Source organism: Neorhizobium alkalisoli (assembly GCF_002968635.1).
Classification (GTDB): domain Bacteria; phylum Pseudomonadota; class Alphaproteobacteria; order Rhizobiales; family Rhizobiaceae; genus Neorhizobium; species Neorhizobium alkalisoli.
Window position 1 is genome coordinate 64,102 of the sequence record NZ_PVBN01000004.1, and the last position, 11,324, is coordinate 75,425.

Here is an 11,324-nt window from a genome sequence, read left to right on the forward strand (position 1 = left end):
TTTCACGTTATCCGCCCATCAACGCGAAGGAATAATTCCATGCTGAAATGGGCACTTATCTTTCTGGTCATCTCGCTGATAACGGGCTTTCTCGGCTTTTCCGGCATTTCGGCCGCGACCGCGAGCATCGCCAAAATCCTGTTCTTCATCGCGCTCGTCATCTTCCTCGTCTTCCTCGTGCTGGCACTGATGGCAGGCAGCGCGCTGACGTAGGATTTTCGAACGCCGACACTTCCAAATCCCAAGGCGGACGCGGGGAGCGCCGATCAGGCTCTCTCCGAGTTCTGCGCGTAAGACAGCCGGAAAAGAAAAGCCCCGCCGAAATAGGGCAGGGCAGTTGGGGAAAATCCGTGCCAACAGGCGCGGATGAGTTGGCCTTCGCATATCCCGCAGCGCTCGGCGAGGCTAGTTCGGGCTGATTCGGTACGGTTGACGGAAAGAAAATCGTCCGTTCACGCCGTTTTGCGGTAGCGGCGGGCGACGTAGACGACCCCGCCTCCGGCAAGCCCCTTGTAAAGGATCGAGCCTTGCGCGCCTGAAAATTCCGTCATGAAGCGCCGCATCAGCCGGGCGCGACCGATGCGCTCGCGCTTTCGCGCTTCGGCCGCGTCAAGTGCTGCAACGACGCCTGCGGAAAGGTTACGTTCGGCCGCCAGTTCAAGCCCCGGTACGGAGAGCTGACGGTCGAGTTCGGCAAGCTTGCCCTTTGGCCGCATGTCGGCAAAGGTGAACCAGCCGCCCGGTGCAAGCACCCGCGCGGCTTCGCTCGCGAAGGCGGGAACGTTTGCGTAGCAATGGGAAGATTCGATGTTGACGATCACATCGAACGACCCGTCGGCAAACGGCAGCCGCTCGGCATCGCCGATCTCAAAGGAAAGCGAGGTCGTGTCCCCGTTGAGCCGTCGCGCAAGGCGAACCGTCTCCGGCGAATAGTCGAGGCCGGTGACACTGGCCGGCGCATGGTAGCGAGCGATGTAGCGCGATCCGCCGCCACGCCCGGAGCCGATTTCGAGAACCCGTGCGCCTGCCAGCGGCAATCCCTCGACCGCCTGGTGATAAAGACCGATGAAGGCCCGCTCGGGCTCGTCCTCCGCATGCAGCGGAAACGGAGCGCCTCCGGCCACGAAGCCGTAGTTCATGAAACGCCAGTCGTCGTCCCGCCAGAAGCGGGACAGGATGTTGTAAACGCCGCGCCAAGCCCATTTCTGGGTTCGCGGAAAGGCGCCGCGCTCGACCGCGCTCAGGACATTGGAGAACACGCTTCTCGACATTACCGTTCCTAACCGGCCGGCGCGGCAGCGGCTGCCGGCGGCATCTCCTGATAAAGCCAGGCCCGCCCCTTGCGCACCAGTTCGGCGTCGTCGCTGTTCTTCGGATCGAAACCGGGGAGGTAATATTTCAACACCAGCGGCATGCAGCGCCGCCAGAAACCGGGAGCGAAGAAAACGACCCAGATGAAGCGCAGCCAGAAGCGGACGCCGGTCTTGACGCCGTCGGTGCGCGCGTAGAGCCGCGTATTTCGCAGGAAGATCAGCAGGAACGGGATGACCGTGGCATTCATCGCGGAGACCCGCAGCAGGTAACGTTTCCAGCCGGGAAGGTCCGGCGTCACCGCCTTGAGCACATCGAGCGCCACCGCCTTGTGTTCGATTTCCTCGAGAGCATGCCACATCCAGAGGCGACGGTAAGGGGCGGCGGCACTCTCCAGAAGGTCCGGGCGGCGCAGCGTCACGGTCGAGAGCGTTGCGGTCAAATGCTCGATGGCGCAGGTCACCGCCAGCCGGTGCAGCGGGTTCTTGGCGACCCCGAGCGCAAAACGGACGGGCTTTTCCATTTCCTCGACGTCATAACCGAGCGACGCCATGGCCTTGTTGTAATCTTCGTGCTCACGGGTGTGAAAAGCTTCCTGGACGGCATAGCCGTTGATTTCCGCCGCCAGCTCCCGATCGGTGAGCTTCGACGCGTAGTGTTTCAGGGAGCGGATGAAGTAGCGCTCGCCTTCCGGCAGGAAGATGGAAAGGCCATCCGCCATCACCGTCTTGATGATGTCGCCATCGTACCAGTGCCGCGTGGCGTTGCCCAAGATTCCGAAACGGATGTCGCGCGGGATGATGTCCGCTTCGTCTTCCGCCGCATGCTGAGTAAAGCTGCTCGACCCTGCCATTATCCACCTGTTTGTTCGAAACCGGGCGTCGGTGCGCCGCGACCCCGCCGGACTGTAACCATTGGCCTGCGTTATTGCAGATCAGCAAGCGGCAGGGCAAGATGCGGGGGCACGATCACCATCGTCCTGCCGAAACAATACCGAAATTGCGTCCGGATTGCGCCGGCTGGCCCGCCAGCAAAGCTTTGCTGCCACCTAACAGGATTTTGGTGGGCGAGGCCGAGGTGGTGCGAAGGTGAAAAAGCGGGTTATGTCGTCAACCGCGCAAACGCCTGAAAGATCAGGAAAGAAGGATGGTGGGCGTGACAAGGATCGAACTTGTGACCCCTACGATGTCAACGTAGTGCTCTCCCGCTGAGCTACACGCCCATCCGTGGCGGCGCATAGACCATAGACTGGTCGGGCCGTCAACTGGTTTTTGTCACGAAATGCGAAGCTTTTTTGAAGGCCTCGCATTTCCCGGCATTCAGCGTCTCAAGCGGCGAGAAGCTTGTTCACTTCGTCCACCAGATCGCGCAGATGGAAGGGCTTCGACAGCACCTTGGCGTCCTTCGGAGCCTTCGAATCGGAGTTCAGCGCAACGGCTGCGAAGCCGGTGATGAACATCACCTTGAGATCCGGATCGAGTTCGGTCGCGCGGCGGGCAAGCTCGATCCCGTCCATTTCCGGCATGACGATATCGGTCAGGAGAAGCGAGAAGGGCTCTTCGCGCAGCCGGTCATAGGCGCTTGCGCCATTATCGAAGGAAGCGACCTTATAGCCCGCCTTTTCCAGCGCCTTCACCAGGAAGCGGCGCATATCATTATCGTCTTCGGCGAGAAGGATTTTCTGAATCATCTCCGGGACCGTCATCCAATGCAACTTTTTAAGTTAGAGAAGTCTCACACTGCCAAGACACGGTAAACATCCGTTTAATGGGGGTGGAAGAGGTTTTTGTGGGGTATAGATAGTATGGACTTCATGTCAGGCAACTGGCAACATGCGGTCTTGAACAAGTTAGTGACATGGTAAAGGCAGGATGGATTGCAGCGAGGGTGATTTTGGACATTTCGAAGTAAGGGAGCCCGCAGCGCAGACAATCCCCTTCGTTTTCAATTCGCCCCATAGCGGCCGCTTCTACCCTCCCTCTTTTCTTGCCGAGACCAATCTCGATTCGCTCGCCATCCGCCGCTCGGCCGACCATTATGTCGACGATCTGTTTGCGGATGCACCGGAACTCGGGGCCCCGCTTTTGCTTGCCCATTTCCCGCGCGCCTATCTGGACGTCAACCGCGAACCCTATGAACTCGATCCGCGCATGTTCGACGGGCCGCTGCCGCCCTTCGTCAATATCGGCTCCATGCGCGTCGCAGGCGGGCTCGGAACAATCCCGCGAATCGTTGCGGAAAACATGGAAATCTACCGGCATCGACTGTCGGTCGACGAGGGTATGGCCCGCATCGAGACGATCTACAAGCCCTATCACGCCTGCCTGAGAAAGCTGATCGCCCGCACCCATGCCCATTTCGGGCTTGCCATCCTCATCGACTGCCATTCCATGCCGGGCAATATCCGGCTTTCCGGTTCCGACATCCGGCCGGATTTCATCATCGGCGACCGTTACGGCACCAGCGCATCGGCCGAGCTTTCCCGCGCGGCCATGCAGTTCCTGGACGGCATGGGTTTTTCGGCCGTCCGCAACAAGCCCTATGCCGGCGGCTTCATAACCGAACATTACGGCCGGCCGGTGCGCGGCCTGCACGCGCTGCAGATCGAAATCAACCGGGCGCTCTATGTGGACGAGGTGACGCTCGCCAAGAAGCGGGACTTTCCGATGATCGCGGCCGCGCTTTCCACCTTCATGCGTCAGATGGCGGATTTCGCCGTCGAGTTTTCCGGAAGCAGCGGCGCACTCGCCGCCGAATAACGTTCCCCGGTTTTTCCACAGGCTTTGTCTGCTCGCAGATCGCGGGCAAAAAAAACCGCGCTTGTAGGCGCGGCTAAGTCTAGGGAGGAAACACCCAAGGAGGGTATTTACAGTCAAAGACTGTAGGATGACGGTAGTATTGCGTTGCACAATTGTCAAGCATCTATTTTGTGTGCTTAATTTTGCGGCATTCCCACGCGAGGTGGTGAGATTTACGGCAGCGTTGCGTGTTTCCACAGGCGCCATGCCGGATTCAGGCGGTTTTCAGGTTCCGGCGATTCGATTAGAAGAAGTCTCCATTCCACGAGGGGGATTTTCTTCGATGCTTCCCGATCGAAACTTTTTCGACACGCTCGCCGATGCCGCCAAGGCCGAAACGCTGCCGCGGTTCCGCACCGGCCTTTCGGTGGTCAACAAGCTCGAGAGCGGGTTCGATCCCGTCACCGAGGGCGATCGTGCCGCAGAGACCGCCATTCGCTTGCTGATCGAGGAAAAATTCCCCGATCACGGCATCCTGGGCGAGGAGCACGAGAATATCGGCCTCGACAGGGAGCATATCTGGGTCATCGACCCGATCGACGGGACGCGCGCCTTCATTTCTGGGCTGCCGGTCTGGGGCACGCTCATCGGCTTCCGGTCGAACGGGCGAGCGGCGATGGGGCTCATGGACCAGCCGTTCACCGGCGAGCGCTATTTCGCCGATGGCACGCGGTCCTGGTATCGCGGTCCAGACGGGGAGAGGCAGATCGAGACGCGGGATTGTGGCGAGCTCAAGAATGCCATTCTCTTCACCACCTCGCCGCATATCTTCACCGGCGCGGATCTCACCCTTTACCGTTCTGTCGAGGAAAAGGTGCGGCTCTTCCGTTACGGCTGCGATTGTTATGCCTATGCGCTGCTCGCCTCGGGCCATGTGGACCTCGTCGTCGAAAGCAGCCTGCAGCCCTATGACGTCGGGGCTCTCATCCCGCTGATCGAGCAGGCCGGCGGGATCATCACCACCTGGGACGGCGGGCGGCCGGAAAATGGCGGCAATATCGTCGCGGCCGGAAGCAGGGCGGTGCACGGCCAAGCGCTGGAACTGCTTTCCGGCAAATGACCGGAAGGATCAGGCGGCGCTTTCAGACAACCCGAAGCCGCCGTCCTGGCCGGGCATGAAGGCCGCTATCGCAGCCAATCCCTGGGCGCGGTAGATGTCCTTGTCCTGGAAGAGCTCGTGGCGAGCGCCGTTGACGGTGACGAGCTGGCCGGCGCGGAAGTTTCGCGACAGTTCCTCCTGAGCCCGGTAGGGGACGATGCCGTCGAGCACCGGAGCGAGGATCAGCGTCGGGATCGTTATCCGGGTCAGGTGAGCCTGGCTCGATACGTGGCGCGCGGCCTTGAAGGTTTCACGCAGCCAGCGGGCAGTGGGGGCACCGATCGTCAATTCCGGGTGGGCGGCGATGATTTCAGCATTGCGCTGGAAACGCTTGAAATCCGACGTCAGCGGGTTGCCCTCGAAGGGGCGGCGGCTCTTGTCCGTGCCAAGTTGCATCCGGCCGAAGCCGGTATAACAGGCGAGGCCGGCAATGGTGCGGATCAAACCTTCCGGCACACCCTGGCCGGAAAGCGCGACATAGGGTGCCGCCAGGAGCATGCGGTGAATCCGGTTGGAAAGCCGCGGTGCCGCCGACAGTGCGATCAAAGATCCGGTCGAATGGCCGACCAGGAAAAACGGCAGCCGGGCATCCGGCAGCACGATGTGCTCCAGAAAAATTTCGAGATCCCGCTCGTAATCGGAAAAGCGGTGCACATGGCCCTTGCGCGGGTTTCTCGCCAGCCGGTCCGAACCGCCCTGGCCGCGCAGGTCGAAGGTTGCGACCCACAGCCCCATGGCATTGAGATCGCGGATCGTTTCGAAATATTTTTCGATGAACTCGTTGCGGCCCTGCACGATGACGACAGTGCCGATCGCCGGCGAACGCTCCGAGCGGAAGAGGCCGTAGCGCAGCTTGGTGCCGCGATGGCCGTTAAAAAAACCGGCCGTATAGTTGGAAGGCGCCGGATTGCCGGGGGTGAGGTGGAGGACATCGTCCATGGAATCTGCCGCTTTGGTCATATGCCTAAGCGACAGCAGCGACGGCGGCGCGTCAAGGGGAAAAGGTCGGCGTAAGTGGCGGAGGGCGCCGGAACCGCCCGACTTCTCCGCCTGCGGGCGCCTTTGTTCACCGCCAGTTCAGGCCGTTGGCCGAACATGGTGACAATGGAAGGAGAGAGCCATGCACGTCATTCTTATTCTGTCTGCCGTGTTCTTGACAGCCGGCACTGCCCAAGCTGGAAGCCAGTCGTCGAATACGAGCTCGGACAGCTCGTCCAACAACGGCGTCGTGCGCCAGCGGGTTGTCGATACATATTGCGAAGATGGCTATTGCGAGCGCTATGTCCGGCAACGGATATTCCGCCAAGACCGGCGCGATGGCCGGCACGGCGAGCGACGTTATCGCGAGCGATTCCACGACGACGATTGATGTCGGCGCCAGATCAGAACGATTTTGCGGCGGCGATTGTTTTGGTGCGCCGTTGCGGCACGGCCTCTATCGGACAAGAGCAAAAGAAAGCCGGAACCGCGGTCAGGGAAACCGTCGGCTCCGGCCAAGCAAGGGCTGAAGCGAAGGGACGAATGGAGCTTCAACCACAGAGGCAGTCTGCCTTCCAATGATCCATGTTCTATCAGATCGCGTCTGAACGGCGCCAAAACCGGTCGTTCATATGGCGTTCAGGCGCAGAACCGGTTTCTTCAAAAAAGGCCTTGAAGCGGGAAAATTCAATTCCCATCTCAGTCCTGCGGGCGCCGATGAGGGTCCGCTGAACGGCTCCGGCATCGCCAGAAAGGGATGTCGAAGGCTAAATCCAAACCGCAACGTCGCTTCCCAAGGAGGACAATATGCGTCACGTCGATTTTTCCCCCCTCTACCGCTCCACCGTCGGCTTCGACCGTCTTTTCAATCTGCTCGACAGCCGTAGCGTTGCCGACCAGACTCCGAGCTATCCGCCCTACAATATCGAGCGGACAGGCGAGAATACCTATCGCATCACCATGGCCGTTGCCGGTTTCGACGAAAAGGAACTTTCGCTCGAAGCCCATGCCCATGTTCTGACCGTGAAGGGTGAAAAGAGCGAAGAAGAAGCCGATGGCCAGAGCGAATATCTCTACCGCGGCATCGCCAAGCGCGCCTTCGAGCGCCGCTTCCAGCTCGCCGACCATGTCGAGGTCCAGTCCGCTTCTCTGAAGAACGGCCTGCTTCACATCGATCTTCTCCGGAACATCCCTGATGCCATGAAGCCCCGCCGCATCGCGATTGCAGCGGAAGCCGGTGATACCGCAAAGCAGATCGAGGCCCAGGTCGCCCCGCAGCAGATCAACTGATCCTCGGCCCCAAGACCTCCAGCCGAGGGTAGCAAGCCCCGCGGCCCTTCCGAAAGGAAGGGCCGTTTTTCGTTTGCGCAAGAGTTTGACGAAGGGCGTCAATTTCCCTTATTGTATCGACAATGTAGATACCCTGGAGAATAGCGATGCGCGTGACGGTAAAAAAGTGGGGAAATAGCGCCTCGGTGCGAATCCCCGCAGCCATCATGGAAGCCGCCAGGCTGCAGGTCGATACGGTCGTTGACGTGTCGGAAGAAAATGGACGCATCATCATCGAGCCGATGCGGGAGGCTGAATTCGATCTGGATCAGCTTGTTGCAGGCATCACGCCCGACAACCTGCATGATGAAGTGGATTTCGGGCCGCCGATGGGTAAGGAAGCGCTGTGACATCGGCGTCCTATGTTCCCGACGCAGGCGATATCGTTTGGCTGCAGTTCTCACCTCAGGCAGGCCATGAGCAGGCGGGTCGCCGGTCGGCGGTCGTGTTGAGTCCGGCCAGCTACAACCGCTTCGGGTTGATGCTGTGTTGCCCGATGACGACGAAACGGAAGGGATATCCATTCGAAGTGGCGATCGCCGGTGACTCGGAGAGCGTCGTGCTGGCCGATCAGGTCAAGAGCCTCGACTGGCGGGCACGCAATGCGCAACGCAAGGGCAGGGTCTCCGCTCAGGAGCTTTCACAAATAAGAGCAAAGGCCGGGGCGTTGATCGGGAAGCCGTGAGCAGCTTCTTTTTCATATCGCTGCGGCTACAGCAGTCGTTTCGCTTTGCTTCAGTCGGTCGGCATATTTCTGAGCGATGACGGCGCAGATCATCAGCTGGATCTGGTGGAAGAGCATCAGCGGCAGGACGATCGCGCCGATCGATGCCGACTGGCTGGCGAAGATCGCATTGGCCATCGGCACGCCGCTCGCCAGCGACTTTTTCGAGCCACAGAAGGTGAGGGTGATCTCGTCTTCCTTCGAGAAGCCGAGCGCCCGGCTGCCGAACATGGTGAGGCAGAGCACGATCGCGAGCAGTCCTACGTCAAGCAGGATGACGACGCCGATATCTGCCGCCGAGAAGGTATGCCAGAGGCCTTCCACCACGGCTTCCGAGAAGGCGAGATAGACGACCATCAGGATCGAGCCGCGATCGACCGGGGCAAGGATCTTCTTTTTCGAGCGGATCCAGTCGCCGATCCACGGCTGCAGGAGCTGGCCCGCCACGAAGGGCGCCAGGAGCTGCAGGAGGATTTTTTCCAGCGCATCCATGGAGAAGCCGGCGTCGCCCGTGGTCGACAGCAGGATGCCCGCGAGCAGCGGCGTCAGGAACATGCCCAGGATGTTGGAGCCGGAGGCCGCGCACACCGCTGCCGGCACGTTGCCGCCCGCCATCGAGGTGAACGCGATCGAGGACTGGACCGTGGACGGCAGGACGCAGAGGAAGAGGATGCCCATGTAGAGCGGCGAGGGGAGGATATTCTCCGGAATGAAGCCGATCGCGAGCCCCATGAGCGGGAAGACGGCAAAGGTCGTCGCGAGGATCGTCAGATGCAGGCGCCAGTGCAGGACGCCGGCCACCACGACATCCCGCGACAGCCGCGCGCCGTGCAGAAAGAAAAGGAGGCCGATGGCGATATCCGTCGCGATGCCAAACCAGTCGGCTGCCTCTCCCCTAATGGGAAGGACGGACGCCACGATGACGGTGCAGACGAGAAGGACGGTGAAGCGGTCCGGCAGAAAGCGGCTCATGAACAAATTCCTCGATCCGAGGCTTTTGCAATCGTTCATCATGAAGCAGGATGCAAACACTAACAGTTATCATGGAAGTAGATAATCATGCTGAACCTCGCGCATCTGAACAGTTTCGTCATGCTGCAGCAGACGGGAAGCTTTACGGAGGCGGCGGCCCGATTGGGGATCGGGCAATCGACGGTGACGCAGCATATCCAGCGGCTCGAAAAGTCGCTCGGGCGGCAGCTCGTCTTTCGCGACACGCATCAGGTCAAGCTGACGGCGGAGGGCGAGGCGCTGCTCGGTTATGCCCGCGGTATGCTGGATCTCGACGGCAAGGTCGCCTCGCTTTTCGGCGAAAGCCGGTTGCGGGGGCGGCTGAGGCTGGGAGTGTCGGAGGATGTGGTCGCCAACAGGCTCACTTCCATTCTGGAGGATTTCATTCGCCTCTATCCGCTGGTCGATCTGGAACTGACCGTGGCGCTTTCGGCCGTGCTCTACCAGATGCAGGATGCCGGCGACCTCGACCTCGTGCTCGCCAAGCGGCATATCGGCGAGACGCAAGGGCGGCTTCTCTATCGCGAGCCGCTGGTCTGGCTGGCGCGCGATCCGGAGCATGTGCTTTCGCGGAGTGACGTGCTGCCGCTGATCGCCTTTCCGCCGCCTTCCATCACGAGACGGGTGGCGCAGGAAACCCTCGATCGGGAGAAGATGGCGTGGCGGATCGTCTGCACTTGCGGCAGCCTGAGCGGTCTTACGGCGGCGGCGCGGGCGGGGATGGGCGTTCTGGTGCAGCCTCGCAGCATGGCGCCTGCGGGCCTCAAGGAAGTGCCCGCCGATCGCCTGCCGGTTCTGGAGGATGTGGAATTCGTGCTGGTGTCGCGGCGAGGGGCGGACGCCGCGCTGACGGAAGCGCTGTCGGACCTCATTGCGGCGCGGATCGCGCCGCAGCGTCAGACGTAAGCGCGATCAGCCGCGGCAAATCGACAGGAACTGGTCGACGTCCTCTTCGGTCGTCGCGAAGCTGGTGACCATGCGGATCAGCATTTCATCCGTTCCGACCGTTTCCGGCATGTCGCGGGGCTCCAGCCAGTCGTAGAATTTTGCGCCCTTTTCCTCCGCCGCCCTGGCCGAAGCCTTCGGAAGGATGGCGAAGACCTCGTTGGCGCCGGTCGGCCAGGCGAGGCGGGCGCTGTTGAGCGAGCCGAAGCCCGCCCGCAAGCGGTCCGCCATGGTATTCGCGTGGCCGGCGAGGCCGAGCCAGAGATCGTCCTTGAGGTAGGCTTCGAACTGGGCGGCGATGAAGCGTGATTTCGAGAACAACTGGGCGGTGCGCTTGCGCAGGAAGGCGAAGTCCTTGGCAAGGCCGGGATCGAAGAAGACGATCGCTTCGGCACACCAGCAGCCGTTCTTGGTGCCGCCGAAGGACAGCACATCGACACCGCGTTTCCAGGTCATTTCGGCCGGCGTCGCGCCGAGCGCCATCAGCGCATTGGCAAAGCGCGCGCCGTCCATGTGAAGCGGCAGGCCGTTCGTCTTGGCGATCCTGGCGATCTCTTCGATCTCATCCAGCGTGTAGATGGTGCCGGCCTCGGTCGCCTGGGTCATCGTCACCGCGGCGGCGCGGCCGTGGTGGACGGCATCCTGCGGATAACGAGCGATGCGTTCGACGAGATTGGCGGTCAGCATCTTGCCGTTCGGCCCCTCGACCGGCACCATTCGCATGCCGCTGAAAAAATCGGGCGCGCCGCATTCGTCCTCGATGACATGCGCTTCGGAATGGCAGAAGACGACCCCGCCGGTCTTCGCAACGCTCGCGAGCGACAGGGAATTGGCGGCGGTGCCGGTGGCGACGAAAAAAACGGCCACTTCGCGTTCGAAGACTTCGTTGAACCGCTGCTCGATGGCCTGGTCGAGTTCGCTGGTGCCGTAGGCTGCGGCAAACCGGGTCGATTCCTTCGACAGGCGTTCATTGATGGCGGGATGGGCGCCGGCCCAGTTGTCGGAAGCAAAAAACATGGAAGGCACCTTGGATGGTCTTTGAAAAGCGAGCCGGAGCTTAAGCGTTTTGGTCCGGTAATCAACGGTCAAAGGCCAGGTCGCACGGCGGACCTATGTCGAGGGCAATGAA

At 61.1% G+C, this 11,324-nt stretch carries 14 protein-coding genes and 1 tRNA gene; 8 read left to right on the forward strand and 7 right to left on the reverse strand.

Features of this window, described 5'->3' with window-relative positions; genetic code table 11:
• The first annotated feature begins 39 nt into the window (after positions 1–39).
• Complete coding sequence (locus C5L13_RS10310; protein ID WP_105383215.1) at positions 40–213, forward strand: DUF1328 domain-containing protein; 174 nt, start codon at positions 40–42, stop codon at positions 211–213.
• 239 nt (positions 214–452) lie between these two features.
• On the opposite strand, the gene C5L13_RS10315 is transcribed toward C5L13_RS10310, so the two are convergent.
• From C5L13_RS10315 to cpdR1, 4 genes are all read right to left on the reverse strand, one after another.
• Complete coding sequence (locus C5L13_RS10315) at positions 453–1,271, reverse strand: class I SAM-dependent methyltransferase (protein ID WP_105383216.1); 819 nt, start codon at positions 1,269–1,271, stop codon at positions 453–455.
• Positions 1,272–1,279: 8 nt separating this feature from the next.
• Positions 1,280–2,164, reverse strand: a complete 885-nt coding sequence (locus tag C5L13_RS10320; RefSeq protein ID WP_105383217.1) for a metal-dependent hydrolase — start codon at positions 2,162–2,164, stop codon at positions 1,280–1,282.
• Positions 2,165–2,458: 294 nt separating this feature from the next.
• A tRNA-Val gene (locus C5L13_RS10325) sits at positions 2,459–2,533 on the reverse strand.
• A 105-nt stretch (positions 2,534–2,638) separates the two neighbouring features.
• Entirely contained in the window at positions 2,639–3,001 is a 363-nt protein-coding gene (cpdR1, locus tag C5L13_RS10330) for a response regulator CpdR1 (RefSeq protein ID WP_037077221.1), read from the reverse strand.
• A 181-nt stretch (positions 3,002–3,182) separates the two neighbouring features.
• On the opposite strand from cpdR1, the gene C5L13_RS10335 reads away from it, so the two are divergent.
• Together C5L13_RS10335 and hisN are read left to right on the forward strand one after the other, a co-directional pair.
• Positions 3,183–4,070 carry an N-formylglutamate amidohydrolase gene (locus tag C5L13_RS10335; protein WP_105383218.1) on the forward strand — a complete coding sequence of 296 codons (888 nt, stop codon included), beginning with the start codon at positions 3,183–3,185 and terminating at the stop codon, positions 4,068–4,070.
• Positions 4,071–4,392: 322 nt separating this feature from the next.
• Positions 4,393–5,169, forward strand: coding sequence for a histidinol-phosphatase (gene hisN / locus C5L13_RS10340; RefSeq protein WP_105383219.1), 777 nt, complete (start codon positions 4,393–4,395; stop codon positions 5,167–5,169).
• 9 nt (positions 5,170–5,178) lie between these two features.
• On the opposite strand, the gene C5L13_RS10345 is transcribed toward hisN, so the two are convergent.
• The gene (locus C5L13_RS10345; RefSeq protein WP_105383220.1) at positions 5,179–6,147 is read right to left on the reverse strand and encodes an alpha/beta fold hydrolase; all 969 of its coding nucleotides are present in this window, start codon (positions 6,145–6,147) and stop codon (positions 5,179–5,181) included.
• Between the two features lie 181 nt (positions 6,148–6,328).
• Between C5L13_RS10345 and C5L13_RS10350 the strand changes: the two genes are divergently transcribed.
• The 4 genes from C5L13_RS10350 to mazF all read left to right on the forward strand — a co-directional run bounded on the left by C5L13_RS10350 (position 6,329) and on the right by mazF (position 8,200).
• Positions 6,329–6,577, forward strand: a complete 249-nt coding sequence (locus C5L13_RS10350) for a hypothetical protein (protein WP_105383221.1) — start codon at positions 6,329–6,331, stop codon at positions 6,575–6,577.
• A gap of 416 nt (positions 6,578–6,993) precedes the next feature.
• Positions 6,994–7,476 carry an Hsp20 family protein gene (locus C5L13_RS10360; protein WP_105383223.1) on the forward strand — a complete coding sequence of 161 codons (483 nt, stop codon included), beginning with the start codon at positions 6,994–6,996 and terminating at the stop codon, positions 7,474–7,476.
• A gap of 146 nt (positions 7,477–7,622) precedes the next feature.
• Positions 7,623–7,865 carry an AbrB/MazE/SpoVT family DNA-binding domain-containing protein gene (locus C5L13_RS10365; protein WP_105383224.1) on the forward strand — a complete coding sequence of 81 codons (243 nt, stop codon included), beginning with the start codon at positions 7,623–7,625 and terminating at the stop codon, positions 7,863–7,865.
• Complete coding sequence (gene mazF, locus C5L13_RS10370) at positions 7,862–8,200, forward strand: endoribonuclease MazF (RefSeq protein ID WP_105383225.1); 339 nt, start codon at positions 7,862–7,864, stop codon at positions 8,198–8,200. The genes C5L13_RS10365 and mazF overlap by 4 nt, the downstream gene beginning before the upstream one ends.
• A 12-nt stretch (positions 8,201–8,212) precedes the next feature.
• On the opposite strand, the gene C5L13_RS10375 is transcribed toward mazF, so the two are convergent.
• Positions 8,213–9,211, reverse strand: coding sequence for a bile acid:sodium symporter family protein (locus tag C5L13_RS10375; protein WP_105383226.1), 999 nt, complete (start codon positions 9,209–9,211; stop codon positions 8,213–8,215).
• Positions 9,212–9,298: 87 nt separating this feature from the next.
• On the opposite strand from C5L13_RS10375, the gene C5L13_RS10380 reads away from it, so the two are divergent.
• Positions 9,299–10,156 (forward strand): LysR family transcriptional regulator, encoded by an 858-nt coding sequence (locus C5L13_RS10380; protein ID WP_105383227.1) that lies wholly within the window; start codon positions 9,299–9,301, stop codon positions 10,154–10,156.
• Between the two features lie 6 nt (positions 10,157–10,162).
• On the opposite strand, the gene C5L13_RS10385 is transcribed toward C5L13_RS10380, so the two are convergent.
• Positions 10,163–11,212, reverse strand: a complete 1,050-nt coding sequence (locus tag C5L13_RS10385) for a threonine aldolase family protein (protein ID WP_105383228.1) — start codon at positions 11,210–11,212, stop codon at positions 10,163–10,165.
• Positions 11,213–11,324 lie beyond the last annotated feature (112 nt).